The organism is Microbulbifer maximicatervae (SeqCode), from assembly GCF_052466985.1.
Genome location: NZ_CP174298.1, coordinates 4,223,202 through 4,247,735 on the forward strand (window position 1 = coordinate 4,223,202; position 24,534 = coordinate 4,247,735).

Here is a 24,534-nt window from a genome sequence, read left to right on the forward strand (position 1 = left end):
GATAGTTTCCTTTGCAATTATTTCGCCTTAATTTGTATCTGGCGATAAAAAAAAGCGCGTCTGGTTGTTTTTTGTGGCAAATATGCTTCTCAAGGCTTAGACTGTCATGCCGGTGCTGCGCTTCACACAGGGCCTTTGTAACCCTGCTATTAGTCTACGCTGAGTCGCGCACAGTAATTAACCGCTACGGCCGTCAAACACGTCATGCCCAAGTCCTATATCAAGCGCATTTTAGACGCACGTATTTACGATGTCGCTACCGAGACGCCATTGGAGCAAATGCGCCAACTCTCCCATCGCTTTAACAACCGGATTCTGTTGAAGCGCGAAGATCTGCAGCCGGTGTTTTCCTTCAAGATTCGAGGGGCATACAACAAGCTCCTGCAGTTGCCCGCCGAGGAGCGGGCCCGGGGAGTGATTGCTGCATCGGCGGGTAACCATGCCCAGGGGCTTGCCCTGAGCGCTGCCCAAATGGGAGTGCGCGCCACTATAGTGATGCCCAAAACCACCCCGCAAATTAAGGTGAGTGCTGTGCGCATGCGCGGTGCCGAAGTCGTGCTACATGGAGATACTTTTGATGAAGCGGCGGCGAGGGCTCGCGAGCTGGTTGAAGAGCGGGGGTTGGTATTTATCCACCCCTACGATGACCCCGATGTAATCGCCGGCCAGGGCACCGTGGCTATGGAGATGCTGCGACAGCACTCGGGTAACCTGGACGCGGTGTTTATTCCGGTCGGAGGGGGTGGTTTAGCTGCGGGTATGGCCGCCTATATCAAATATGTACGTCCGGAAACCAAAGTGTACGGTGTAGAGCCGCAGGATGCTGCCTGTCTGGAGGCCGCGCTGAAAGCCGGCGAGCGCGCTCGGCTAGCGGAGGTGGGCTTGTTTGCCGATGGTGTTGCCGTTGCACAAATCGGTGAGGAGACCTTCCGGGTTCTGCGCGAAACCGTGGATGGGGTTATCATTGTTAGTACCGATGAAATCTGTGCGGCCATTAAGGATATATTCGAGGATACACGCTCTATCGCTGAGCCGGCCGGGGCCGTCGGTTTGGCGGGGCTGAAGAAATATCTGGAGCAAAACGACAATCGCAATGGCACCTTCGCCACAGTGTGCAGTGGAGCCAATATTAATTTTGATCGCCTGCGCTACATTAGCGAGCGCACTGAGATCGGTGAAAAGCGCGAGGCGGTCCTCGCAGTAAAAATTGCCGAGCAACCGGGAAGTTACCTGCAGTTCTGCCGGGATTTAGGGGACCGCTCAATCACTGAGTTTAACTATCGTTTTGCCAGTGATAACGAAGCGCATATCTTTGTGGGTCTGCAGGTGGTATCTGAGGAAGACCGCAGCCAATTGGTCAGTCAGCTTGAGTCCAAAGATTATCAGGTTACCGATCTTACCGATAACGAAATGGCGAAACTACATATTCGCCATTTAGTGGGAGGTAGAGTGCCGGGCTTGCCCGACGAAGTCATTTACCGCTTTGAATTTCCCGAGCGCCCGGGTGCCTTGCGCAAGTTCCTCGAGCATCTCGCCGGGCGTTGGAATATAACGCTGTTTCACTATCGCAATCACGGGGCTGCTTATGGGCGTGTTCTTGTGGGATTGCAGGTGGAGCCGGCAGCGAGGGACGAACTACAGACACTATTACACCAGCTTCAATTTCGTTTTTGGGATGAAACGCAGAATCCGGCTTATCGGTTATTTTTGGGCGCTTAAACCATCGCTGCCCGATACCTGAGAAAGACGTCTCATTTATCGAAACGTGTATAGACTGCAAATCCTGTTTTGTCGAACTTGCTTGTCTAATTTTGAGACAAAAAACTCATAAAATATCCAATAAACGGTTACTATTACGCCGCTTCTTGAGTATTGTCTATTCGCGTGGAACTTTTGCTGTGGCTCTGGTCATAAGCGGGGCGAAACGCATATAAAAACAAAATTATCGTACAGGATGGTCCCAATGAAAGCCGATGCGCTGACAATCGCTGTGGTTGTCTTTGTCGCGGGCGTTCTGTTGAGTACTAGTGGTTTATCTGAGGTATTTTCTTCCGAAGCTGAACCGCCGGCTGCTCTGCAACAGGGAGTGGTTACCCGTTAGGCTGATGCCGGGGGGGCGCTCTGCCCACGAGCAAACACAAAAAAAGCCGGACATTTAGGTGTCCGGCTTTTTTTGTGCTCCACTATCCACTTTTTAGCGGCAGCGGTAAATCCTTTGCTCTGTAACCACCATATCCAGTGGAATATCCCAATTGTCTGTGGGCAGGTTATCCACACATTGTAGATGGTGCGCCGCGCCGATAAGTTGTGGTCCAGTGCCTGGTAATAACTGTTTGCGCTCAAAAGTCCGATCGTAGAAACCGGCCCCCATACCCAAGCGCGCTCCGCTGGGGTCGAAGGCGACCAGAGGAACCAAAACAAGATCCAGGAGCTTGGGAGCGCGGTAAGTTGTGCGCACAGGCTCCGGAATGCGATAGCGATTGCGAAAAGCCAAGGGTTCGCCTTGCCAACGCCTGAACCGGAGGTGGGGGTGTGGTTCTGCCGGCAGCTGTGGCAAATAAAAATGTTTTTGTGGAAAACGTTGCAGCAGATAGCGGACATCCAGCTCGCCATCAGTCGGCCAATAGATACCGACATGCACTGCTCGATTCATTTGTGGGATACGGCTCAGGAGAGTGATGGCTGCACGGCCATGCAAACGCTGTTGATAGGCGCTGAGTTCCCGTCGCCCCGCGCGCATACGGCGGCGCAGTTGCGTTTTGGTTTCAGTCATTGTGGGAAGAGAAGAGCATGAAGAAATAGGGTACCCCGAGTGTGCGGCTGTAGACGGAGCCTTGAACCGTAAGGTTCAAGGTGGTGGGATCCGGAGTACATAAGGCTTTCCGCTACAAGGCGGACTTGCTCACCAGCACCCGCTGGAAACCACCGGGGTAAGATTATCGGCTCAAGGACATAGTCTGCTGGCCAACACCCCAGGGTATGAATCAATTATAACTTGTAGAGCGGGGGGCTGTTAACCAGAAATTTAAATGAAGTGACCGGTAGCAGAAAGTGGCTTCTTGTCACCTTACTCCTGAAGTTTTTCTTCCGAGTCTATTTCGCCCAGTGCACTTTGCACCTTATCAGTAAGCCGCTCCAACATTTCCTCTTGCAGGGGAATGGAGCTGAGCTCAGCTTTCGCCTGGATAAGCTCGTGGGCAATATTAAGCGCTGCCATTACGGCGATACGCTCTAAGCCGATGACAGTACCTGTTGCGCGGATGCGGGACATGCGTTCGTGTAGCAGGTGTGCCGAAGCCTGTAGTCCGGCACGCTCGCTTTCCGCGCAGGCGACACGGTACTCTTTATCGAGAATAGAAACAGTTACAGTTTCGGAGGGTGATGCGGTTTCAGACATCAGGTATCTTGCGTTAGCCCCTTAAGACGGTTAATCATAGCTTCTACCCGCGAGCGGGCGGCCTCGTTATTTTTTATCAGGCGCTGGCGTTCACGCAGCCAGTCGGCTTCCTGCCGGCGTAATTCACGATTGTCATCCGCCAATTGTTGACAGCGGGCAATGAGTGAATCCACGGTGCTTTCTAGCGCTTGCAGCTTATCCATATTTCCTGCATTTGAGGTCGACGTCTGAGTTCGCAACACGACAGACTGCGAGGGATTCCGCTACTATATTGCCGGCGTATTGGTGGGTCAATCGCTGCACCTGCGCGGACAATCACAAAATTGTCTCTTAATGCCTCAAATTCCCGGTTTGGCACCAGTGTGACGGCCGGATTGAAAAGCCTAATTTACAAAAAGCTGTACGGTAACCATGACTTCTGAAGCTAGCCGATTTGAACTCCTCGCCAACGCCATTCTCTCAGCTGGGGGGCAGGCTGACCCCAGTGAATTGCACGGTTTTATCTGTGGCATTTTGGCGGCGGGCGAGCGACCGGACAAACAGCGTTGGCAGAATGAGCTGGCCGGATTGCTCGATGTGGAGGCTGTGCCGGCAGATCTCAATCGGGATTTTTTCCAGCTGACTGAGGAAAGCCACAAGCAGCTCGACGGCTCTAACTTCGATTTTCAGTTGGTGTTGTGCGATGACGAAGATGTTGTCTCCCGCGCTCTGGCGCTGGGTCATTGGTGCGATGGGTTCCTGCACGGCTTTGGTGTCGGCGGGGCCCGGGAAAAATTGATGCCCACCAGTGACGAAGCTTTAAAAGATATTAGTGCCATCGCCCAATTGGATGCCGAACATGTTGAAGAAGGTGAGGAGACTGAGCTGCAACTGGTGGAACTTCAGGAATACGTACGCGTAGCCGTACTCAATATATTTACTGAGGTAAAGGGTAAGGACTCCAATACCGAGCCCACCATTCACTGATGTCTAAGACCCCGAAAACCACAGCGGGAATCAGTCGATCTGAGTACGCCCGCCGACGCAACCGCCTGATGGCAGAATTGCCCGCAGGTAGTTTGGCAATCGTGTCATCTGCTGGGGAGCAACTGCGTTCCCGGGATACTTTTTTTCCGTTTCGCCAGGACAGTGATTTTTTGTATCTCACTGGGTTTGATGAACCGGAAGCGCTGCTGGTTTTGGTGCCGGGACGAACACAGGGAGAAACCCTGCTGTTCTGTCGCGAGCGCGATACGGAAAAAGAAAAGTGGGATGGCCCGCGCCTGGGGCCGGAGCGCGCGATGCAGCAGTGCGGCTTGAACGATGCATTTCCCATCGGTGATCTCGATGATATTTTGCCGGGGCTGCTAGAAGGGCGCGAGCTGCTCTATTTCCCCATGGGCCGCTACGCCCATTTGGATAAGCGAATCCGCAATTACCTTGAGCGTATTACCGCAGCGCCGAATACCGGGGGTGCACCGGAAATGGTCGACCTCGATTACCAGTTGCGGGAAATGCGGCTGATTAAGTCGGCCCAGGAAATTCGCTTAATGGAGCAGGCGGCGAAAATTAGTGCCGAGGCACACAGCCGGGCTATGACCCGATGCCAGCCGGGCCTTTACGAATACCAGCTGGAGGCTGCCCTCCTGCATACCTTTGTCGACTCCGGAGCCCGGGAAACAGCCTACCCCACTATCGTTGGGGGTGGCAGCAATGCGTTGGTGATGCACTATTGCAGTAACAATGCCCAGTTGCGCGACGGGGACTTGGTGCTGGTGGATGCGGGGTGTGAGTACCGTGGTTATGTGGCCGATATTACTCGCACCTATCCGGTTAATGGCTCATTTAGCGGACCGCAGTGCGCACTTTATGAGATCGTTTTGGCGGCACAGCAAGCGGCGATTGAACAGGTTTCAGTGGGCAATCACTGGGACCATCCCCACGCTGCCAGTGTTGAGATAATCACTCAGGGGTTGGTTGATTTAGGACTGTTGCGAGGCGACACCCAGGGGTTGATAGAGTCTGGCGCTTATCGGCAGTTTTATATGCACCGGGTTGGCCATTGGCTGGGCATGGATGTGCACGATGTGGGTGATTATCGCATTCATGGAGCCTGGCGCCAGCTGGAAGCCGGAATGGTAATGACGGTCGAACCCGGAATTTATGTCCCGGAGGACGATGAGAGTATTCCCGCAGAATTTCGCGGGATCGGGATTCGAATTGAAGATGATGTCGCACTTACCAATAGAGGGCCTCAGATCCTCTCAGCAGCGGCTCCAAAAGCGATTGAAGATATTGAATACACCATGCTTCACGGGCGGGACTTACTAACCCGTTAGAAGTGATTGTTGGATTGTTCGGCCAATAATATTTCAATGCCGAATAATCAAAGGGGGAATTGGGATGGGTGAGTCGGCGCGTAAAGTAGATGTGGCCATTGTCGGTGGCGGTATGGCGGGAGCCAGCCTGGCATTGATGTTGTCACATTTTTGTCCTCAACTCAGTGTGGCGCTCCTGGAGCAGAGAGCACTGCCGGATGCCGCTGCCAGTATTCAGTTGCCGAGTTTCGACACGCGAGCCACGGCCATTGCCGCAGGCAGCTTGCAGTTGTTTGCGGAGCTTGGACTCTGGCCTGCTCTTCAAGCCTACAGCGCTCCGATTGATCGTATTCATGTGAGTGACCGGGGGCATGCATTTGGCGCCTCCCTCTCGACCCGTGAGGGACAGGGAGTCAACTTTGAGGGCATTCTGGGCACAGTGATAGAAAATGCAGCGCTGGGCCCGATTCTCCACAGTGCCCTGACTAGCACTTCCACCCAATTATTAGCGCCGGCGCAGGTTACTGACATTACCATGACCTCTGCGGGCGCAAACCTGTTGTGGCGATCCGAGGATAATTCCCCCGATCAGGCACTGCCCTGCGGATTGGTGGTCGTTGCCGATGGGGTGAACTCTCCCCTTTGCCGCCAGCTGGGAATAGAAATCAGCTCGGTTAAGTACCCTCAGAGAGCGCTGGTCGCTACGGTCGCTCTGCAACAGCCTCACCAAGGTGTGGCTTACGAGCGCTTCACCCGAATGGGCCCCATGGCACTTTTGCCGCTGCCAGATAGAGAAGGGCAGCACCGAGCGGCACTAGTGTGGGCTTGCGAGGAAGCAGAAGCTGAGCGTGTCGGTGTAATGCCTGAGGCTGAACGCCTGAAAAAACTGCAGCAGGTATTTGGCTGGCGTGCCGGACGTTTTATTAAGGTTGGAGCCGTTCAGGGGTATCCACTGAGTTTATCGATCGCCCAGGAACAGTGGCGCCGGAATGTGGTGTTGATGGGCAATTGCGCCCACTTTCTGCACCCAGTAGCAGGGCAGGGTTTTAACCTGACTCTGCGGGACTGTTATGGATTGGCACAAGCGCTGTCGACAGTGACGTCGGATACATTGCCAGGGCGGCTCGATTTCCTGCAGAAATACGGAGAAATGCGCCAGATGGACCAGCAATTGACGATTGGATTCAGTGACCGTATTCCCACACTGTTTTCCTCTTCCGGTTGGCTGCAACAGGGAATTCGTCAGTTGGGAATGCTCGGCCTTACAATGGTCCCGCCGCTGCGCCGGGAATTTGTCAGTCAAGCGGCGGGATTTGGGCTTTAAAAGGTGCAGGGTCGGGGACGGCTGCTGCCACTTCAGCGGAATTGGCTTTTATGAACAGACATCGTTTGGATTTTGCCATTGTGGGTGCGGGCATGGTGGGCATGGCCCAGGCAGCGCTGCTGGCAGTTCGGCACCCGGGCATGCGTCTGGCCTTGCTGGAGGCGTCCCCGGAAACAACGCCGCAATTGTCACCGCAGTATGAACCTCGCGTGGTGGCCCTGACACAGGCCTCCCGCGAGCTGCTCGAAGAGGTGGGAGCCTGGGATGATATTGCCAGCCGCCGCGCCTGCCCCTATGTGGAAATGCGGGTTTGGGATGCAGATGGAACCGGCTCAGTAAGCTTTAACAGCCGCGATGTGCAGCTGCCGAATCTCGGTCACATCGTCGAGAATAATGTCATTGTCGCCGCGTTAAGAGCACGGCTGATAACCCTGCCCAACGTGGAATTGGTCAATGGTTTTCGCCTGGAGAGCTGGTGGCGCGACTGCGGACTCTGGCATTTACAGCCTCGCGGTGAAGATCGCTTAAATGAAGAGGATGGTCTGCGCGAGCAACCTGAGATAGTGCGCACCCGCCTGTTAATCGGTGCCGATGGCGCCCGCTCTAAAGTGCGGGACTTACTGCATATCCGCTCCCAGGATACCGATTACCATCAAACTGCGTTGGTGTGTGTCGCGCGCAGTGAGAAATCTCACCGTCACACCGCTTGGCAGCGTTTTTTACAAACGGGTCCACTGGCATTTTTACCTCTCTCGGGGTTGGGGGATGACAATCACTGCGCCGTGGTTTGGTCTGCGGATGAAGAGCTGGCGCAAGAGCTATTGATGCTGGATGACCAGGCCTTTGCCCTGAACCTGGAAAAAGCCTTTGAGAGCCGCTTGGGCAAAGTGGAATCCGTCAGCGAGCGCTTTTCCTTCCCCTTGCGCGCGCGCCATGCGGAACGTTATCGCGGCCCTGGTGCTGTATTGGTGGGAGACGCCGCCCACAGTATCCACCCCCTCGCGGGCCAGGGTGTAAATCTTGGGCTGCAGGATGTACGGGTGCTGGCAGATGAAATTGACCGCGCTATGGCACGCGGCCTGGAGCCCTCTCACTCTTCAGTGTTGGCCCGCTACGAACGCCGCCGTCGCGGCGACAACGCCGCCACTATGAAAGCGATGAGCGCCTTTAAGTCTTTGTTCGGTGCTGGCGATGTGCACTGGCGCTGGCTGCGTAACACTGGGTTGAGCATGGTAGATGCCAGCCCCATGTTGAAGAAGCGGATTATTATGCGGGCTATGGCGGTTTAAATTTGCTATCCCCGTAAAAATGGATCGGGAGAAAGTGCTCAGTGGGGGTGTCAGAGAAGTTGCTGGTGTTTACCTATCTACTAAGTGGCTTTTCCCTGAGGCAGAGGGGAATTAAAAGCCTTGCCGTCGGTAAAAAAGGTTAATTTCAATTGAGTCACTGGATTACTGTTTACTCATTTCCTATATCAAAGGATCTCAGCGCGCTTTTTCGCTTAATACAGCGTTACCAATTGCCATTGAGAATTGCTGAGGAAAAAAATCAGCAGGCGTTGTTGACGACAGATTCAGGTATAGCTGAATTGCTGAAGCCGCTTTTGCAAGATTGGGAGCGGGGATTAGTTGATCTGGACAGAGTTCAGCTAACAAAGGCAGAACCAGAGGCCGGCGAACATTTACCGGGTGAAGAGGGACAAGCATCAAAGGAGAAAGCACCTGTAAGCCCCTCATTTTTACCGACTTTCCCAATGGATAAAACACCGATTAGTTTACTGTTAATCGGCCTGTGTTTTTTTGGTTGGTTTTTACATTCCAATAATCTGTCTGCCCCGCTTTTAATATATCCAGATACCAGTGGTGGCCCACTTTTCTCACAGTCGTCTTTAATGTGGCACTTGGAGAGAGGGGAGTTTTGGCGATTGTGGACTCCTGCAATCATCAACTTGTCTTTTCAGCATGCCCTGTTCAATGCTCTGGCTATCTGGATACTTGGGCGTCCATTGGAAGCACGCGGAGGGCCATTTATTTATAGCCTTCTGGTGTTGCTCGGCGGGATTGCAGCTAATTTATCCCAATATGCCTGGAAGCCCGAGGTGATATTCGCTGGAATGTCGGGTGTTGTATACACGCTGGTCGGATTTGCTGTGGTAATGCAGCGTTGGCAACCGGCATGGAGAGATATACCCCCGGGTATTATTACCCTGGCGATTGTGTGGATGATATTGTGTGTTCTTGGAGTGATTACCTATTTTACTGGGATCGGCATCGCCAATGCTGCGCATTTAGGAGGCTTTTTTGCTGGTTTTTTGATTGCGCTGGTTTACTGCGTTGCTGGTGGTGCGCGAAAATTTAACTCTTATCCCGCTTCAACCTGAATTTTATGATTTTACTGATAACCTACGTTTTTATTGCCCTTGGCTTTTCTTTTCTGTGCTCGATAGCAGAGTCAGTTATTCTCAGCGTAACAACGCCATACGTACGCTTGATGGAGCGGGAGGGGCATAAAGCGGGGTCTTTGCTGCGCAAATTAAAATCCGATATTAATGCCCCCCTGGCCGCAATCCTCACTCTGAATACCGTCGCGCACACAGCGGGTGCTGCAGGTGCTGGTGCCCAGGCAGCAGCGGTTTTTGGCAATGAGTACCTGGGTATCGCTTCAGCGATCCTGACCCTGCTGATCCTGGTTTTTTCTGAAATTATCCCCAAAACCCTGGGAGCCGTGTACTGGCGCCAATTGGCCCCAAGCACCGCTTATGTATTGCGCGGCCTGGTTTGGTTACTCCACCCGTTTGTAAAAATGTCCGAGTGGTTGACCAAAGGACTGTCCCACGGCCCAACCCTGACGGGCTTCAGCCGCGATGAGTTCGCCATTATGGCGGAAATTGGCGAGGCCGAAGGGCAGTTGGAGCAGCGGGAGTCCAGCATTCTGCGCAACCTGTTCTTCACCCTGCGGGACCACTCCGTGCGCGAGGTGATGACTCCCCGTACGGTAGTCTTCTCCCTGCCGCAGGACATTACTGTGGAAGAGGCCTACGAGGATGCAGAGAAAGGGCGTTTCTCCCGTATCCCTGTCTATGAAAATCGCGACCCGGATTGTGTGGTGGGTTTTGTATTGCGACAGGAGCTATTGCTGGCCTACGCCAAAGGTGAGCACCAGAAAACTCTGGCGGATTATCGCCGTGAAATGTTGATCCTGCCGGAAACAGCCACTATCTACCAAGCGTTCCAGAAAATGCTGTCCCGCCGCGTGCAGATTAGTGCGGTTATGGATGAATATGGCAGTCTCGAGGGCTTGGTGACCCTGGAGGATCTGCTGGAGACCCTGCTCGGGGAAGAAATTGTCGACGAGGCAGATAAAACACCCGACCGTCAGGAGTTGGCTAAGCGTTTGTGGCGCTGGAGGTCGAAGAAGTACGGCCTTAAAGTCGACGAATCTGCAAACGCGGAAGAGAACGCGGAAGAGGCTGGTCAAGGGCGCGACCGGGGCAGCGACTGATAAGAACTTCATTGGTTGAAAAATGATCATTTCTGCGCTAGCCCAACACAGTGGGTATTGGGTATTGCCCGATTCCATAACGTGAGCGAAAGCAGGATAGAGCGCCAGCGGAATCTTTGACGGCCTCTGTGAACCTGGACAGGTTTTACTACCAATGCCTGCTAGGCTTGCAGAGCATATATATTGCCGCGCCTGCCCCGCTGGCAAGGCCGGTACCCAAGCCGCTAGAATACGCCGCTTCGGAACCTGACGGACTGAGATTTTAAAAATGGGAAATAGAACTCCTCTGTATGACACGCATGTCGCTATGGGCGGCAAAATGGTGGATTTCGGTGGATGGGACATGCCGCTGCACTACGGTTCGCAGCTGGATGAGCACAACAAGGTGCGCACCGATGCGGGGATGTTCGATGTCTCCCATATGACCGTGGTCGACGTAGATGGCGCCCAGGCCCGCGACTACCTGCGCTACCTGCTGGCCAATGATGTGGCCAAGCTGGATGGCAACCCGGGTAAGGCCCTTTACACCGGCATGCTCAATGACAAAGGCGGTGTGATTGACGACCTGATCGTCTACCTGCGCGATCCCGGCTACCGAGTGGTTGTTAACTGTGCAACTCGCGAGAAAGATCTGGCGTGGATGCGCAAGCAGGCAGAGTCCTTCGATGTGACCCTGACAGAGTGCCCGGATGTAGCGATGGTCGCTATCCAGGGCCCCAATGCCATCGAGAAAACCAAAGAGGTTTTGGGCATTGATTGGACTTCCGCGATTGATGCACTAAAAGTTTTCCAAAGCGTTGCCCGGGGTGGCTGGTTCGTAGCGCGCACCGGTTACACCGGTGAAGATGGCCTGGAAATTATGTTACCGGGCGAAGACGCCAGTGGTTTCTGGCGCGCCCTGACCGAAGCGGGCGTTTCCCCTTGTGGACTGGGTGCACGCGACACCCTGCGCCTGGAAGCGGGTATGAATCTGTACGGGCATGAGATGGACGATGAGACCTCTCCGCTGGTTGCCAACATGGCCTGGACGGTTGCCTGGGCGCCGGAGAGCCGCAACTTTATCGGCCGTGGTGTTCTGGAGCAGGAAAAAGCCGATGGCGTTAAGCACAAGCTTGTAGGCCTGGTGCTGGAAGAGCGCGGTGTATTGCGCGCTGGTCAACCAGTAGTGGTAGACGATAGTGATGACCGGGGTATCATTACCAGCGGCACTTTCTCCCCCACACTGGGTTACTCTATCGCCTTGGCGCGAGTTCCGGTGAGTGTTGGTGATACCGCACAGGTGGAAATCCGTAAGAAACTGCAGCCAGTCAAGGTGGTTAAGCCCTGCTTCGTACGCAACGGCAAGTCAGTTATTTAAGCGTCGCCCAGAGGTGTACGCGTCACTAAGACAATAAACTTAGATGCTTAATCAAGGGATAACAGCATGAGCGAAATCCGCAATGAATTGAAATACCTCTCCAGCCACGAGTGGGCACGCCTGGAAGAGGACGGCACCGTAACCATCGGCATCAGCGATCACGCTCAAGATGCCCTGGGTGACGTGGTTTACGTTGAGACTCCAGAAGTGGGCACCAACCTGGCTGCTGGTGACGAGGCAGGTGTAGTTGAATCCGTTAAAGCTGCCAGCGATATCTACTCCCCGGTTTCCGGTGAAGTCGTTGCTGTCAATGAAGCTCTGGAAGACGCTCCGGAAACTGTAAACTCCTCTCCTTACGACGATGGCTGGTTCTTCCGCATCAAGCCCTCCGACGTGAGTGAGCTGGACAATATGCTGGATGCAGACACATATCGCTCAGAGTCCGAAGACTAATAGAACGAATGTGCTGAAAAGCATATTAAAAAAAGGCTGTGGGTAATCCCCACAGCCTTTTTTGTTTTATAAGCGTCTAAATCAATTTCTACTTATTGATCAAACGATACTGCGTTGCGAACTTCCTCATCATTCACAATCTGATCTAGCTGGGCTTAATAGGCTCGCAAGATATTGTTTTGTGGAGATTCATTAGCCTGCTCATCAACGACATCCCTTTCAGCAATATTCTTGGCAAGTAACCTCCCTTCTTCCAGGCTGTATACGAGGATGTCGGTATTTGTGTCGAAGTTGAATGCTGAAACCCAGTTCAAGTTAACGCTGAAATACCACTCATTAAGCACAAGACTAATTATTTCTCATTACTTACCTCAATTTTTATTGAATTGAGACAAACTTGCTATATGTGCTATTCACCCGTAGAGAGGAAGCTTAGTTACGTAGCCTTATAAAAAAAGAAGCGCCCAACCAAAGAGTAGCACCTACCACAAATCCCCCCGTAGTAACTACTAAAGAATAAATCAGGCTCCATAGATCCATACCGAAAAATGGAACAGTCAAAATATATAGAAGCAATCCAGCAATGCCACCAGAGATAGCAGCGTTGATTAAAGGGGCCTGAGCATCACGTTTTACCACCACTATGCCTGAGAGAATAGACGATAAAACTAGGAGTACCCCTGTAGCGCTAAGTGGAACGGCTAGAAAATTTATCATCAGAGTCAGCATGACCCAAAGAATACTGAAACTAATCAGACCCCAGGATATAGCCTTCTTGTTCAATTTTGTATAAAGCACTCTGGTCTTTCCAGCAAGGTTATAATATTTTTTTGTAAACAGCGTTGTATAAGCTGCATTGTATTAATTCTATTATTAACAGCAAGCCCATGCCATTGCTAATTGTTCCTTATGTTCTGTGCACTGTGAAATATGTGCGCATCCAGAATCTCCAAACATATAAGGAATATTTCCTGAGGAGTCTATTTGAAAGATAAACTGCATTTGTTTATTACATATCTTGCAGGATTGATATTCAATTCCCTGGACCCAATGCGGCCACCCCAGTAACTTTTCACCAGAGAATGGAACTTCGTCTTCGCATAGAAAATCTTCTTCGTCTTCTGAGAGCTCTACACCTAACTCCTCGAGCTCAAATGTATCTGGGTAGTCTTCTAACTCTTCCCAACCAGTTATTTTTAATTCTGGATAATCTGAAGAAGGGGTTAATGTAACTTCTGTTTGAGCCGGAATATTTAGTGGCAATATCCTTAATAGTGTAGCTTTTGAATTTGCAGCCCACGTATCACAGTCAGCCTCGCAGCTTGAATTTTCGTTAACACAATAGAAAACTTGTAATATTCCATCTCCAAAAGGGGTATTTGAAGCCTTTGGGAGATCTTTAGAGTTCAATTGTACAAAGAGCTGCATAGGTTCATTGCAATTTCCACACTCAGGCCAGCCTTCTGCTGTAAGTAGTGGCATTCCACAAAATTTAGAATCTGATATTTCAGTCACTTGCTCTTGTGTTTGAGGTTCCCACGCGATTTTTCTATAGGGGCTGAGTTTGCTTTTTAACTCTTCCCAATATTTCTCCCAATCAATTTCAGACAAAATTTAATACCTCATGCAAGTTATAAGAATCTTATTAATAAGTCAGTCAGATTATAAGCATCACTTGGATTTGTGTGTTAGCTTACCAGACCAGTGAACCAACTCCCGACTTTCATTGTCACCAATTATTGACATACTTGGGTGGTTTCGTTCGTCAACTTTTACAATTGAAACACCATTCGATGCTAGATCGCTATAGATGTTGTGTGGAGCAATAGGATCTGAAGATGATGAAAAAATAATTATAGGTACATTAGAAGATCCAATAATTGGCTTAATGTCCGTCTGTTCAAGGGTGATATCGGATCTAACTAAACTATCTAACGCTCCTTGCTTGATGCTTTCCTCTGAGAAAAGCATTATCATACTCGGAAAGTTAGCTTTAGTATAATTTAAAACTGCCTTATCAAATCGAAGCATTGGAGCTTGTAGTATTATTCCATCAATGTCATTTCTTAAAGTAGAAATGTGCATTGTAGTTGTGCCACCCATAGAGTTACCAACAATATACAGGGTTTTATTTTCATATTTATTGATAATTTCGTTAACTAATTTACTATCACCAACACCGTATTCTTTATCCTCATCAGACTCACCATGCCCTAATAAGTCAGGGACTATAACTCTAAAGCCTAACATTCTGAAGTACAGAGCCGAATTCAGCATAAACTCTTTAGATGCCCTAAAACCATGTATAAGAACAACTGTTCCTGAATGTAAATCAGGTAGTGAGCTTTTTAAAATGTCTAAACTAACAGTGCTTTCCGCACCGCTAAATGATTCTAGGGAAACCGTATAGTGAAGTTTCTTGTTTTCAAGTGGCTCGCCTAGAAGGTAGTTTGTGCATACTTTATGCTCTGTAGAGCAATACCTGTTGTTTTTAAAGCCATAATTTTCAATAGTATCGAAAGAAACAATCTCTTTAAAATCAAAGCTATTAGATCGCTCAATATATTCTGTAACTACTGTGGAGCAGCCAATAGCTATGTTGCTCACAAATACTAATACCAATTTCTTAATCATAATCTCTAATGGTATAGGGAAAGATAATGCTTTTACCTTTTACACTTGATGCCAAAGCTCAATAGATTGTGTGGTTGGGCCGTCTCCCCACCTTATTGTGATATTACCCCTACCGAGAACAGATGGAGTATTAATAAAGATAACCACTTTATCAGATTGTGCTGTGCACGCGCTTTCACCACAACTTATAATTAAAGCGGTACATGCTATAAGAACTAGAAATTTAAGTTTTACAAATTTACGTAACAATTAAGTTTGGACCCTATTGCTAATAAAAATACATCTATTGACAAATTCTCAGTGCCGGTTGAACTAGTATCTAAGACACTATTTACACTTACTTCTGATTTTTCAAAATTAAATACAAGGTCATAAACATTTCCATTAAACTCTCTAAAAGCTATCGATGGGTTAAGCTTGGCTTCTTCAACAGTCGCTTCAATACGCCCAATCAAGCGCTCGGAGAGTTCTTCACGAATAAAGTTTTCTAGTAATACACCCATTGTTAGGCCTTTCCGCTAATTAGGTTCCACCTCTGTATTAAACCAAGCGAATAGGTTAAGCCGAGAATTAAACATATGCCTGAGCTGGTTAGCCAGAAAGTTAGCGAATTATCTGGGAAGGCTGGCATTATGAAATAAAAACCCAGCGCACGAGCCAAAAATATCGTTGAGATTAGTATCAGGCCAAGCCGAATCAGCGGTAACCTAACAATTAAACCCGCCCCAGAAAAAGCGTAGCTAGCCCAAAGCAGTAGAACGGCTGAAATTACGCTAGTTACAATAGTTGGGTAAGGGTGGCCACTTTCTGCTAGTTGAGCCATATGCTCACCGGCACCAAGAAACCGATACCAATCACCGCCAAATACTATACACCCGATATGAACTAAAGCAGCGAACACTGTGAGTATCCCTGCTACCTGCAAATAGTTAATTCTCTGACTGACCATTTACTCTCCTTGGCTGGTCTATTCGTATATTCGAAAGTGGACGAAATCATATCATTTATCAGCATGCCCAGAGAATGGAAAATGACTCAAATCAGGGAAAGATACCCACTAATAAACTAACCAGTATCGATTGAATAAAATTCCAGTGGCCATATCACGCGTACAGTATATTCGCTTTGAGTCCTCTTTTAGAAAATACAAAAACCGTTATAAATCAGTGGTTTAGGATGGTTGGTGCAGTATTTTTAATATCAGAATGTATGATAAGTAGCACCCAGCCAAAACAGACGGCTTAAGAAGAGTAATTAATGAGTTTTCAGGGGCATTGAACTTGTAAATAGGTACGATCATGCAGGATACCCCCCCTAAATTCCTGGCGGAATATCAGAGTGCCAATACCAATGGGTAAGCACATAAAATCCACGGCAATATATCCAATACTTAGAAGATACTTAGCCTTTCTCTTTTGAAATGAGGAGTACGTTTACGTATTTATTTTTGGTTGTCTTGTGCCTTGAGGTTCTAACGTAAAGGCCATTAAAGATTGCCAATACGATTGGCCATTTTCTACATAAGCCGATATTTTCCAAGGCGGTAACTTACAAAAAATAGGCACAAAAATGATCTTATTGAAATTTATTAAGTTTGTTTCAGTGTCAAATCTGCGTAAAATCGATGGACATTTATTGGTATTTTGGTCGTAAATAGGACGCTTTTTGAAGGCCTATAACCAAAGAAACTCAATAGAATAAGATTTTTATAAAAGATCCACCCTCTCAAAGGAGAACGGTAGCGTGACGTAAGAGTAAGTAAAAGGCGCTGACCCAAGGTGCGGGAACACCTGGGGCCAGCTAACCAAATTGATACAGAGACTATCAAGATGGCTATATGGATCATACGCTAGAAACCCGCTCGTCTTCAATAAAGTGGAGTACATCCAGCGGCTTGGAGAGACTCCCCAAGCTCTGGCAGCGCTGCGTCCGCCTTTTCTTCTTCTATGCCTATCGTTCTCGCGCTCCCCCTGCATTCTTCAACAGATTAGTTTCTCAGCCGTCCACCAATAAAAGTCTACCCATGGCTTGAATATCAGAGAATAGAATTATGTTTATCTTAAAGCGCAGAACTGGTGAAAACCTAAGGATCGGAGCCAATGTCTCAATCACAGTATTGGAAGTTAAGGGAAATCAGGTAAAGATAGGAATACAAGCTCCCAGATCACTTCCTGTTCACCGTGAAGAAATTTACATGCAAGTCCAGAAGGGAAGGGGGCAGGGGAATAGAAACTGTTGAGAATTTGGCCCTAATTGTGGAACATCCAAAGCATCGGCATCAAAACCTTAGCAGAGCTGCGGTCTTGGTGGCAGGTGCCGTTGCTAGCTACGTCTATTCACCTGATGGTACAACTTGATAAATACCAGCCCCATCTAGTAAAACGCCATTGGACATCATATAAGAAAAAATTAACACAGATAAGATAACTACAGCTAAATGAACCTTTATTGCTGAAATAGCGTACTTAGAAAAATAACCCAGGCCATTATTTTGGCCTGAGGTGGCTGCAATGGCGAATGGTAAAAACACAACTATTGCTAGTCCAGCCAAGAAGAAGTACGAAAGATATTCCTCATAATAATAAGGGAACCATGACTCATAGAAAGCTGTAAAAGTAAGGTAATATGCAGCAAGTGCAAGTAGGAGTGTAATGGTAAAAATCAATAGTTTCTTCAAATCAAATACCAAGACTTTCAATAGAGCGTAGGCTCCTGTAGTTAACAAGTTTTACAGTGAAGGGTTCTTCCTCAGAAGAATAATAACAAAAGATGGGCGCTAAAGCTCACCCTATCAATGAGCTTGTTGCAAACTCTCTTCATTATCTATCACGGAGATTGTTCTCTCTATGAATCTTTTGTAAGCCTTTTCAGGTATAAATGTGGCTTTATCGCTCGCGTTGAATTTCAGCAAAATACTCTTTAATTGTGTATCCGCCATTATTTTCTCTAGATCTGATTCCTTATGATAAAGTTCTCGAACTCTATTTATCCATGCAAAAGTATTTTCTCTAAATTCAATTAGAGATAATTTATTGGCAGTAACACCATGCCCGGGTATGATTAAGCTTTGATCATCACCCATATTTAAAATAGTATCAACTGCGCTGCTGAAGCCTTTAATTCCACCAGCATAAAATGTGGGGTGCCAGCTAGCATCGAAAATATCACCAACAAATATTGAGTTACTCTCCTTATGATAAAATATATTGTCAATTGATGAATGAGATTTAACTCTTATGTGAGTAAACCCTTCTAGGGGAAGGTCACCTGCTAGAAGCTTTCCACCTTTATTCTCAAAATACTTATTGCCTCCAGTGTGATCAGAGTGTGCATGTGTATTTAAGATAAAAATAACAGGCTTATCGTAGATCGACTGAATTACTTGGTCTAATTCACTCAGGTGATTATCTCCCGGCATAGGGTCAATTAATATCAAGCCATTTTCTACAGCTATTAAACCAATATTAGTACCATATTCCTTTCCACTTAAGATATATAGTTGTTCAGATATTTTCATCTTAATTATGCTTGATGAAGCAGTGGAGCTGATGAGTATGAATATTATTGAAAGCAGAATTTTGAAAATATTCAAAGAAAATCCTTTTGCATTTTAGTTAAATTTCATCGATATGTTAAACACCGTAAGACGTGACAATCAACATATCGTGAGCTTTGGTTTCAAAATTTTCCTTACCTTACGTAATTTAGATGCACCTCTGTGTTAGGGCTAAATCTAACTATATAGGGTGTCTACTAAATGTGGGTAAGTCTTGGATATAACGCCTTTAGTCGCAGACAGAAAATTCGTTAGTCTTTTTTTGTGATCTTTCCCTGATAAAATGGATACACTACTGAAATACCGCGTTAAATTTCTCTTTATCAAGGTGTTTCTCAAATGCTCCTAGCGACTGACCAACCGAGGGCTCAGCCATTAGTTCTTGCATTGCTACTTCTCCAACAACCTTAAATGCTTGATCAAAGGCAGTTGAACCCAGTACTTTTGAAGCCGCCTTAGCTTGACTGGGGCAATCTTCAGTTATAAGCCGGGTAATTAATGCCCCAACATACTTACTTGAATCTCCAATATCTGACTCGGTAACCTTTGAAAAAGGTTTGATCGAGCTATGCGAGGACATGCCAAAAAAAATCCATTTGGCCAAATTTTTCCTTTCTTTACCATTCATCGAGTCTGTGAGGCATATACTAAGCTGCTGCGCCTCTTGGCTGGCATATGCCGCACCAGTAGCGATGAGGGATGAGGACAATACTATTGCTTTAATAATTTTATTCACTATTAACTTCTCCACTTGAATTCTACGACCTAACGTTTTTATTTCCGAAACAGCGTCAGTTGGTTCTGCAACCTAAACTTAGTACGCACAACATGGGTGCGGACTAATGGGGTGAAAGTCCCTTGTAGGAAGATCACGATTTAATAGGCTCCATTAAATGCTAACTACTAGCGAATGGCAACTGCAACACCGCGAGGTCTTGTGGGGAGGAAGTCGCTGGCAAAGCTATGTGCTGACGAACAAAAATATAATATAAGGCTTAGCCTGGAGGCGAGGTAGCGAAGGATACCGAAGCCAAGTGACCTAATGGGTAGAGTAAATGATGCAGTGTGCTGTGAAAGTTTACGTTCATATCTGGGGAGATCTGTGACACTCAACTCAGATGAAGATCTGCTTGATACTATCATTGGGAAGAGATTCATCACGGATAGGGAACCGCTCATTGCGGACCCGCACGGTGGGTGGTGTGGGGGCTGGTAGCTAGAAACTACCGGCTACCCGATTTAGGTGCCACCACCTTCAACATATATGACTTTAGTGTTGCAGCCTTTAATATTTGAATCTTTAACGTATGTGGTTGTTTCAACGAGTTTAGACGCTGATCGATAGAACAGTGCACAGCGGTCAGTGGCTGTACTTGTGTCAATATTTACAGGCTTTGAGTTTTCAAGGTCAAAAGAGACATAAACTTCACAGGGGCCAAATGAGAGTATGTCTACACCTGCAGCAGTCTTGCTAGGGTAGATCTGTTTTCCTGGGATTAGTATTGCGTTGTCGCAAGGAGTATTAGCCATTAACGGCGTGCATAAGACTAGAAGAGTTATAGTGAGAAATCTCATGGCAAGAAGCGCCTGGGGTGCGTAGCAGCCGTACTGCCTAAACTGGTTATGCATTTTTTGCCTTTATATGTGACAAGCCGAACAAAAGGCCAATAATCAAAAATATCAGATGCATGTTCCAGGGCCAGACAAAGTAATTATATAAGCTTGGCGGCCGATGGCTGAATACAAGCATATAGAGAATTACAGCCAAAGGCCCAGATAGGGTACAAAAAAGTACCGCCCATCCCTTTAGATTGAATTTACTTGAAATCCAAATAATTGGAGAGCCAACTAGCAATAGATATATCGCTACGATAGCCAAGGAGAGCAGCCAAGCCTCTATGCTGTCAGAAGCCCAAAACCACCCCAGCTGTAGCCAAGCAATGCACTGAAACATTACAAAGCCAACTGTTCCCAATAGCAGAACGTGCTTAATGTAGTAGATGATAAGTGCCTTCATGTTCTTATACATAACGTCCCAGCCAGCTGGCGTCTTGAATGGCTTGTTATAAGTTTTTATCTCTTAGCTGTTTTAATATATCTCGGCGATAGTGTTCCGCGTGATCTACTGTATAAGAGCAATGGCTATAGCTGGTATATTTTTTTTCATTTTTCCCACAAACTAAGTATTTACTACCTATCGTTGGATATTGGTCACAAGACGAACCAATCATATGCTCAATCTTAAGCCCTTTTACTTTACTAGGATCACCTTGAAATACTTCAATCGGGGCACCAAATTTTCCCTTTATTTCGCCTCCTGACTCATCAGATTCTTTATATTCTGCTTTTACTAACCGAGCGATAAACAAAGAATCACACGAAGACAAATAATCCTCGACTTCAATATTTGAACAAGAGCATGCCATACCCATTTTGGGAAGTATTAATACCAATAGAAATATCAGGACATTCTTCATTTTACACTTTCTCATAACGCTAAGCTAAACGGCAGGCGAAGTAACGCGTAGCCTGTCCGGTGGAGGCCGCGCTTTTTGCGGCCGGAACGTATTTGAGCGCATTGTTATAGCCCACTACTTTAGTGCCTCGGCGACAAAACACTTTAATAGACCTTCGTCTTCATAGAGTTCTCGGTACTCTGCTAGAGGAAGGTTGCCCTCGTTATATTGTTTTTCAAAAAATAACCGCAACCGCCACTCGTCTGGGTCTGGCTTATCAAAATCGAAGTCGATACCTCCAACATCAGCGGTGCGGTACACGTCAACACCGATGCCATGGGTCACGTACATCCAGTTTGTGCCTGGGATAGATTTTCTCCCTCGGTGTTCGCTTTTGAGGATATCTTCTGCCTTTTCCAGATCAAATGCACGAATCAAAAGCTCCTCTGCCCACGCCTTTTGAGCGTACCAAAGGGGAATTATTTTTTTAATTTTCTCGAGGTTATCCATTATTTTCTTGCGCTATAACGCCCGCGGAGGTCCGAAGGGCTGTAGCATACTGCCTGAGATTGTTAGAAATACTTGGCACTATCTCTTTTTTCCTAAACTTGGCAGCCCACCAGAAAGCGGCCAGGCACCTTGCCTACGATGCCCGAAGCCTGGATTAGATTTACCCTTTGTTTCAGGTGCAAACGGGATAGAACTTAATTCCTGCTGATTAAATACCTCACCAGGATGATTCAAGCCATAGTGGCTTTCTATACTAATAAGCGGTACACGGAGGTTACAAGCTGGACATGAAACTGTGGAATTTTTTAGCTTGAACAATGCTCTCTGATTTCTTATCCGGATTTTAGCCTTAGCTTCACTTTTTCCATTCTTTTTCTTCTTTTTCCTAGCCATGGATCACCAGATGATTTCTAACGCCGCCAACACAGGCCGAGCGCAGCGAGGTCCAGCCCAATGCGTTTTTTTGCATTGGGCAATTGTGCTTGGCTTTGTTAGGCATTTTGTAGTTCGGTTAATAATTGGGAAGCTGATATTACATTTGGTTTATAAACTAGACTTTTAGCCTGATTTATAGACCTTTCTAATTTGGCATCCAAGGTTAAAAAGTAATCTGCCTCATTTATCTCTGCACACCACAAGAAATACGCATCTGCAAGCTGATTGTAATTGGCATCCTTTCCTTGTAATGCACCAGAGAATTTCGCTAACTCTAAGAATCTTGGGTGTTTCAGATTATGAAGGAAATTGTGAAATTGCTTGTCGGTAGGCCCTGAATTTAACCAGCTAGGACCCCCTAGAACCGTATTAAATTCAGGCGGCCGCTCCGCGTATTTGATGTCGCTACCATAAAAGAATTCTTTCCTAAATCTTCCCGCCCTACGCACCTCTGAATAGATATTATCAAAATCCATGATCAGAGTGGCACGGAGAGCTTTCAATTTAGATGCCAGCTCTTCCAAACAATCAATTTCCGCCCTCAGTTTTTGGTTTTTTGCTGGTTTCTTGTTAATTGCTTGAATTGGTCCTTTTCTTACCAATGGCTCACCTGGCTTAGCTCCACCAAAATATATATCCATAGTGCGATATGTTGTCGCTGAGTGCTGAATAATATTGCTATCTAGGAATACCTTCATATCTCGACATGCCTAACGCTCTAACTGTGTTTTATACACATTATTTAAGTCCATTTAGAGCTTCTGCTGCCTCTATATAATGAAGTAGCTTGGTGTATCCCTGCCAAACGGTTTTAACCCCTGGCTCGCCATCCCCTTTACGCCCCAAAAAACCTCCTAAACCTGCCAACATACGGGTTATCTCCCTCATGCTTGGGGGTTCATTTGGTGGAGTAGTTTTATCTCGCATCATCCATATCATACGCCATTCTTTTTCAGAGTAGGCACTTGTACACGGTGCGTCAGGAACTCTTCGTGCATGCGTAGTTATCGAATGTAGCCGCCATCCAATAATCATATAGATCGCAATGCAGTTCAACATTCGCTGCTCTGTTCTAAAACGATTACTTTCTATCTGGCATCCGCCTTTCACCACCCGAAAATAGGTTTCAATTTCCCACCGGCTTAGATACCATTCAATGATGACCCTTGCCTGCTTAAAGTCTTCAACTGGAAGATCCGTCAACAACATCCACTCAATGCCTTTCTCACCCTCTGGTGGGGTTAATTCTTTAGCCAATACAGCATAGAGAGAAAGTGGTCGTTTAGATTTTCCTTTTCCTAGCAACCGTATCTCAGTAGTGGATACGTTGACCTTGGCTTTTCTTCCAGGCTCTCCATTCCGTTTGGGAATATCTACCGTGTATAGACCGACAGATTTCTGCTCATTCATATGATCCCAAAGCAAAACCGTTTCTTCTCCATCGAGCTCTAAAGTGCGATTGGCCTTAGCTCGAACGATATAGCTCGCCCGCCGCTGTTCACTTTGTTCTTCAGCCTGCTGAAACCACTCATGAATATCACCCTCTCTATCAGCAATACTCACAATTGTGCTTTCAGGGCACCGCTCTTGTATCTGACAAGCCGTTTCGTAATGGTCTAGCCAGCGTCGACTCTCCTTATCCTTTATCGACTTTGTGTAGCGGGAATTAGAACTTGATTCCTTATCTCTCTGCCACATACTACCTTCAACAACACCCAAATTAATTCTGGATGGTGTTATCGCGATGGAGGTGTGCAAGAGTTGTTGGTTGGTCTCTTTACGCCTAAGTGTTCCCATCTCTTTACTTTCTAGGTCAGTGGCAAAATTTAGAAAGGTAGTATCTTGTGGGATAAGAACAACAGGCTGCGCCTTGATTCTCTCAAGAGTTGCCGATTTATGGCCGCTCATAATAGAGTCAAAATTGACTTTATCATTTTCGATAAAGCGATAAGCTGCAAACGTTTCTGCCCAAGTTTTGTTTGCACAGGGAATACTATTCTTTGGATCGGAACTTAAACTACTAAGAATGTTGGACAGGCGCTTATTCAAGCGTGTATCACCCATAACCTGACTTTTTACTTCGTCCATGACCCAGTCCTGCATAATAATCCAATCAAATCTATAATTCTTACTAGGCCAAACTGTAACTTATTGATTTACATAATAAAACCGGAAAAACTTGTGTATAAAACTTAGCGCTCTAATAACCGGCAGCCGAAGCGTAGCGTAGACTGTCCGGCGCGCGCCCTTCGCGCGCGAAGTTCATTAGCTTTTTAAGCATAAATTACTCCGAATCTGGATTGTGAACTACTAATACAGGAGGAGATTCGCCCTCTTCGAAATGCTCATGCTCCCAGGAGCAGCCTTTTTTAATGATGCTTTCTGCACAATGCACCAAAAAAGTAGCCAAAGATCTTAGACACTCTGGATTTGCCGAAATTGTTACCTCAGCCAATTCCAGTAGTTCATCACCTGAGGACTTAGAATATCCGTATATTTTCATTTTTGATGCTTAGCGCTGAGTGAATGGGCCGTGTTGCTGCGAAGCAGCGCTTTTAGCAGTCCAGCCCGAAGGGCGATCATAGCACGCTTTAATAAGCATTTATTACACCGT

Annotated in this window: 28 protein-coding genes, 1 other RNA gene and 1 pseudogene; 11 read left to right on the plus strand and 19 right to left on the minus strand. The window is 47.3% G+C overall.

Going from position 1 to position 24,534, the window contains the following annotated elements:
• Positions 1 to 201: 201 nt before the first annotated feature.
• Both ilvA and ACJJI3_RS18710 read left to right on the plus strand, forming a co-directional pair.
• A pseudogene (gene ilvA / locus ACJJI3_RS18705) lies at positions 202 to 1,719 on the plus strand (threonine ammonia-lyase, biosynthetic); the annotation flags it as partial.
• A gap of 244 nt (positions 1,720 to 1,963) precedes the next feature.
• The gene (locus ACJJI3_RS18710; protein WP_192879435.1) at positions 1,964 to 2,101 is read left to right on the plus strand and encodes a hypothetical protein; all 138 of its coding nucleotides are present in this window, start codon (positions 1,964 to 1,966) and stop codon (positions 2,099 to 2,101) included.
• Positions 2,102 to 2,194: 93 nt separating this feature from the next.
• Here the strand turns inward: ACJJI3_RS18710 and ACJJI3_RS18715 are convergent, their stop codons facing one another.
• The 4 genes from ACJJI3_RS18715 to ACJJI3_RS18730 form a co-directional block, all read right to left on the minus strand.
• The gene (locus ACJJI3_RS18715) at positions 2,195 to 2,773 is read right to left on the minus strand and encodes a 5-formyltetrahydrofolate cyclo-ligase (RefSeq protein WP_444915310.1); all 579 of its coding nucleotides are present in this window, start codon (positions 2,771 to 2,773) and stop codon (positions 2,195 to 2,197) included.
• Positions 2,774 to 2,801: 28 nt separating this feature from the next.
• Positions 2,802 to 2,982, minus strand: a non-coding RNA gene (gene ssrS / locus ACJJI3_RS18720) — 6S RNA.
• An 85-nt stretch (positions 2,983 to 3,067) separates the two neighbouring features.
• Positions 3,068 to 3,397: a cell division protein ZapA gene (locus ACJJI3_RS18725; RefSeq protein ID WP_413663605.1), complete on the minus strand. Its 330-nt coding sequence runs from the start codon at positions 3,395 to 3,397 to the stop codon at positions 3,068 to 3,070.
• Positions 3,397 to 3,600: a TIGR02449 family protein gene (locus ACJJI3_RS18730; RefSeq protein ID WP_108734784.1), complete on the minus strand. Its 204-nt coding sequence runs from the start codon at positions 3,598 to 3,600 to the stop codon at positions 3,397 to 3,399. Before ACJJI3_RS18730 ends, ACJJI3_RS18725 begins: the two co-directional genes overlap by 1 nt.
• 208 nt (positions 3,601 to 3,808) lie before the next feature.
• Here ACJJI3_RS18730 and ACJJI3_RS18735 point away from each other — a divergent pair, with 208 nt between their 5' ends.
• From ACJJI3_RS18735 to gcvH, 8 genes are all read left to right on the plus strand, one after another.
• On the plus strand, positions 3,809 to 4,363 hold the full coding sequence (locus tag ACJJI3_RS18735; RefSeq protein WP_444940543.1) for a UPF0149 family protein: 555 nt from the start codon (positions 3,809 to 3,811) through the stop codon (positions 4,361 to 4,363).
• Complete coding sequence (locus ACJJI3_RS18740; protein ID WP_444940544.1) at positions 4,363 to 5,715, plus strand: aminopeptidase P N-terminal domain-containing protein; 1,353 nt, start codon at positions 4,363 to 4,365, stop codon at positions 5,713 to 5,715. The genes ACJJI3_RS18735 and ACJJI3_RS18740 overlap by 1 nt, the downstream gene beginning before the upstream one ends.
• 64 nt (positions 5,716 to 5,779) lie before the next feature.
• Complete coding sequence (locus tag ACJJI3_RS18745) at positions 5,780 to 7,018, plus strand: FAD-dependent monooxygenase (protein WP_444940545.1); 1,239 nt, start codon at positions 5,780 to 5,782, stop codon at positions 7,016 to 7,018.
• Positions 7,019 to 7,068: 50 nt separating this feature from the next.
• Positions 7,069 to 8,307 carry a UbiH/UbiF/VisC/COQ6 family ubiquinone biosynthesis hydroxylase gene (locus ACJJI3_RS18750; RefSeq protein WP_444940546.1) on the plus strand — a complete coding sequence of 413 codons (1,239 nt, stop codon included), beginning with the start codon at positions 7,069 to 7,071 and terminating at the stop codon, positions 8,305 to 8,307.
• A gap of 149 nt (positions 8,308 to 8,456) precedes the next feature.
• A complete protein-coding gene (locus tag ACJJI3_RS18755) occupies positions 8,457 to 9,398 on the plus strand; it encodes a rhomboid family intramembrane serine protease (protein ID WP_444940547.1) in 942 nt (313 codons plus the stop codon).
• 5 nt (positions 9,399 to 9,403) lie between these two features.
• Positions 9,404 to 10,519: a CNNM domain-containing protein gene (locus tag ACJJI3_RS18760; protein WP_444940548.1), complete on the plus strand. Its 1,116-nt coding sequence runs from the start codon at positions 9,404 to 9,406 to the stop codon at positions 10,517 to 10,519.
• A 268-nt stretch (positions 10,520 to 10,787) separates the two neighbouring features.
• On the plus strand, positions 10,788 to 11,876 hold the full coding sequence (gcvT, locus tag ACJJI3_RS18765) for a glycine cleavage system aminomethyltransferase GcvT (RefSeq protein WP_444940549.1): 1,089 nt from the start codon (positions 10,788 to 10,790) through the stop codon (positions 11,874 to 11,876).
• A 66-nt stretch (positions 11,877 to 11,942) separates the two neighbouring features.
• Entirely contained in the window at positions 11,943 to 12,329 is a 387-nt protein-coding gene (gene gcvH, locus ACJJI3_RS18770) for a glycine cleavage system protein GcvH (protein WP_444895858.1), read from the plus strand.
• A gap of 155 nt (positions 12,330 to 12,484) precedes the next feature.
• Here gcvH and ACJJI3_RS18775 read toward each other — a convergent pair whose 3' ends face one another.
• The 5 genes from ACJJI3_RS18775 to ACJJI3_RS18795 form a co-directional block, all read right to left on the minus strand.
• A complete protein-coding gene (locus ACJJI3_RS18775; protein WP_444940550.1) occupies positions 12,485 to 12,673 on the minus strand; it encodes a hypothetical protein in 189 nt (62 codons plus the stop codon).
• 88 nt (positions 12,674 to 12,761) lie between these two features.
• Entirely contained in the window at positions 12,762 to 12,968 is a 207-nt protein-coding gene (locus ACJJI3_RS18780; RefSeq protein WP_444940551.1) for a hypothetical protein, read from the minus strand.
• Positions 12,969 to 13,202: 234 nt separating this feature from the next.
• Complete coding sequence (locus ACJJI3_RS18785) at positions 13,203 to 13,940, minus strand: DUF1963 domain-containing protein (protein ID WP_444940552.1); 738 nt, start codon at positions 13,938 to 13,940, stop codon at positions 13,203 to 13,205.
• 60 nt (positions 13,941 to 14,000) lie between these two features.
• Entirely contained in the window at positions 14,001 to 14,963 is a 963-nt protein-coding gene (locus ACJJI3_RS18790) for an alpha/beta hydrolase (protein WP_444940553.1), read from the minus strand.
• A 230-nt stretch (positions 14,964 to 15,193) separates the two neighbouring features.
• A complete protein-coding gene (locus ACJJI3_RS18795) occupies positions 15,194 to 15,466 on the minus strand; it encodes a hypothetical protein (protein ID WP_444918422.1) in 273 nt (90 codons plus the stop codon).
• 1,547 nt (positions 15,467 to 17,013) lie between these two features.
• Here ACJJI3_RS18795 and csrA point away from each other — a divergent pair.
• The gene (gene csrA, locus ACJJI3_RS18800; RefSeq protein ID WP_444940554.1) at positions 17,014 to 17,202 is read left to right on the plus strand and encodes a carbon storage regulator CsrA; all 189 of its coding nucleotides are present in this window, start codon (positions 17,014 to 17,016) and stop codon (positions 17,200 to 17,202) included.
• Between the two features lie 93 nt (positions 17,203 to 17,295).
• On the opposite strand, the gene ACJJI3_RS18805 is transcribed toward csrA, so the two are convergent.
• From ACJJI3_RS18805 to ACJJI3_RS18850, 10 genes are all read right to left on the minus strand, one after another.
• The gene (locus ACJJI3_RS18805; RefSeq protein ID WP_444940555.1) at positions 17,296 to 17,661 is read right to left on the minus strand and encodes a hypothetical protein; all 366 of its coding nucleotides are present in this window, start codon (positions 17,659 to 17,661) and stop codon (positions 17,296 to 17,298) included.
• 93 nt (positions 17,662 to 17,754) lie between these two features.
• Positions 17,755 to 18,480 (minus strand): MBL fold metallo-hydrolase, encoded by a 726-nt coding sequence (locus tag ACJJI3_RS18810; RefSeq protein ID WP_444940556.1) that lies wholly within the window; start codon positions 18,478 to 18,480, stop codon positions 17,755 to 17,757.
• A 331-nt stretch (positions 18,481 to 18,811) separates the two neighbouring features.
• Positions 18,812 to 19,255 (minus strand): hypothetical protein, encoded by a 444-nt coding sequence (locus ACJJI3_RS18815; RefSeq protein WP_444940557.1) that lies wholly within the window; start codon positions 19,253 to 19,255, stop codon positions 18,812 to 18,814.
• A gap of 503 nt (positions 19,256 to 19,758) precedes the next feature.
• Positions 19,759 to 20,148 carry a hypothetical protein gene (locus ACJJI3_RS18820; RefSeq protein ID WP_444940558.1) on the minus strand — a complete coding sequence of 130 codons (390 nt, stop codon included), beginning with the start codon at positions 20,146 to 20,148 and terminating at the stop codon, positions 19,759 to 19,761.
• A gap of 434 nt (positions 20,149 to 20,582) precedes the next feature.
• A complete protein-coding gene (locus ACJJI3_RS18825) occupies positions 20,583 to 20,996 on the minus strand; it encodes a hypothetical protein (RefSeq protein WP_444940559.1) in 414 nt (137 codons plus the stop codon).
• A 114-nt stretch (positions 20,997 to 21,110) separates the two neighbouring features.
• Positions 21,111 to 21,485, minus strand: a complete 375-nt coding sequence (locus tag ACJJI3_RS18830; protein ID WP_444940560.1) for a DUF6896 domain-containing protein — start codon at positions 21,483 to 21,485, stop codon at positions 21,111 to 21,113.
• A 78-nt stretch (positions 21,486 to 21,563) separates the two neighbouring features.
• On the minus strand, positions 21,564 to 21,878 hold the full coding sequence (locus tag ACJJI3_RS18835; RefSeq protein WP_444940561.1) for a hypothetical protein: 315 nt from the start codon (positions 21,876 to 21,878) through the stop codon (positions 21,564 to 21,566).
• Positions 21,879 to 21,976: 98 nt separating this feature from the next.
• Entirely contained in the window at positions 21,977 to 22,618 is a 642-nt protein-coding gene (locus tag ACJJI3_RS18840) for a hypothetical protein (protein ID WP_444940562.1), read from the minus strand.
• Between the two features lie 40 nt (positions 22,619 to 22,658).
• A complete protein-coding gene (locus ACJJI3_RS18845; RefSeq protein ID WP_507021865.1) occupies positions 22,659 to 24,023 on the minus strand; it encodes an IS4 family transposase in 1,365 nt (454 codons plus the stop codon).
• 181 nt (positions 24,024 to 24,204) lie between these two features.
• The gene (locus ACJJI3_RS18850; protein WP_444940564.1) at positions 24,205 to 24,423 is read right to left on the minus strand and encodes an Imm32 family immunity protein; all 219 of its coding nucleotides are present in this window, start codon (positions 24,421 to 24,423) and stop codon (positions 24,205 to 24,207) included.
• Positions 24,424 to 24,534 lie beyond the last annotated feature (111 nt).

Excerpts from the sequence above, each read along its gene's own strand:
- ACJJI3_RS18730 (WP_108734784.1), bottom strand. The coding sequence starts at position 3,600 with ATGGATAAGCTGCAAGCGCTAGAAAGCACCGTGGATTCACTCATTGCC.
- ACJJI3_RS18810 (WP_444940556.1), bottom strand. The coding sequence starts at position 18,480 with ATGAAAATATCTGAACAACTATATATCTTAAGTGGAAAGGAATATGGT.
- csrA (WP_444940554.1), top strand. The coding sequence starts at position 17,014 with ATGTTTATCTTAAAGCGCAGAACTGGTGAAAACCTAAGGATCGGAGCC.
- ACJJI3_RS18820 (WP_444940558.1), bottom strand. The coding sequence starts at position 20,148 with ATGCATAACCAGTTTAGGCAGTACGGCTGCTACGCACCCCAGGCGCTT.
- ACJJI3_RS18725 (WP_413663605.1), bottom strand. The coding sequence starts at position 3,397 with ATGTCTGAAACCGCATCACCCTCCGAAACTGTAACTGTTTCTATTCTC.
- ACJJI3_RS18750 (WP_444940546.1), top strand. The coding sequence starts at position 7,069 with ATGAACAGACATCGTTTGGATTTTGCCATTGTGGGTGCGGGCATGGTG.
- ACJJI3_RS18795 (WP_444918422.1), bottom strand. The coding sequence starts at position 15,466 with ATGGGTGTATTACTAGAAAACTTTATTCGTGAAGAACTCTCCGAGCGC.
- gcvT (WP_444940549.1), top strand. The coding sequence starts at position 10,788 with ATGGGAAATAGAACTCCTCTGTATGACACGCATGTCGCTATGGGCGGC.
- ACJJI3_RS18790 (WP_444940553.1), bottom strand. The coding sequence starts at position 14,963 with ATGATTAAGAAATTGGTATTAGTATTTGTGAGCAACATAGCTATTGGC.
- ACJJI3_RS18835 (WP_444940561.1), bottom strand. The coding sequence starts at position 21,878 with ATGGCTAGGAAAAAGAAGAAAAAGAATGGAAAAAGTGAAGCTAAGGCT.
- ACJJI3_RS18830 (WP_444940560.1), bottom strand. The coding sequence starts at position 21,485 with ATGGATAACCTCGAGAAAATTAAAAAAATAATTCCCCTTTGGTACGCT.
- ACJJI3_RS18735 (WP_444940543.1), top strand. The coding sequence starts at position 3,809 with ATGACTTCTGAAGCTAGCCGATTTGAACTCCTCGCCAACGCCATTCTC.
- ACJJI3_RS18840 (WP_444940562.1), bottom strand. The coding sequence starts at position 22,618 with ATGAAGGTATTCCTAGATAGCAATATTATTCAGCACTCAGCGACAACA.
- ACJJI3_RS18850 (WP_444940564.1), bottom strand. The coding sequence starts at position 24,423 with ATGAAAATATACGGATATTCTAAGTCCTCAGGTGATGAACTACTGGAA.
- ACJJI3_RS18710 (WP_192879435.1), top strand. The coding sequence starts at position 1,964 with ATGAAAGCCGATGCGCTGACAATCGCTGTGGTTGTCTTTGTCGCGGGC.
- ACJJI3_RS18760 (WP_444940548.1), top strand. The coding sequence starts at position 9,404 with ATGATTTTACTGATAACCTACGTTTTTATTGCCCTTGGCTTTTCTTTT.
- ACJJI3_RS18745 (WP_444940545.1), top strand. The coding sequence starts at position 5,780 with ATGGGTGAGTCGGCGCGTAAAGTAGATGTGGCCATTGTCGGTGGCGGT.
- gcvH (WP_444895858.1), top strand. The coding sequence starts at position 11,943 with ATGAGCGAAATCCGCAATGAATTGAAATACCTCTCCAGCCACGAGTGG.
- ACJJI3_RS18825 (WP_444940559.1), bottom strand. The coding sequence starts at position 20,996 with ATGAAGAATGTCCTGATATTTCTATTGGTATTAATACTTCCCAAAATG.
- ACJJI3_RS18845 (WP_507021865.1), bottom strand. The coding sequence starts at position 24,023 with ATGCAGGACTGGGTCATGGACGAAGTAAAAAGTCAGGTTATGGGTGAT.
- ACJJI3_RS18740 (WP_444940544.1), top strand. The coding sequence starts at position 4,363 with ATGTCTAAGACCCCGAAAACCACAGCGGGAATCAGTCGATCTGAGTAC.
- ACJJI3_RS18715 (WP_444915310.1), bottom strand. The coding sequence starts at position 2,773 with ATGACTGAAACCAAAACGCAACTGCGCCGCCGTATGCGCGCGGGGCGA.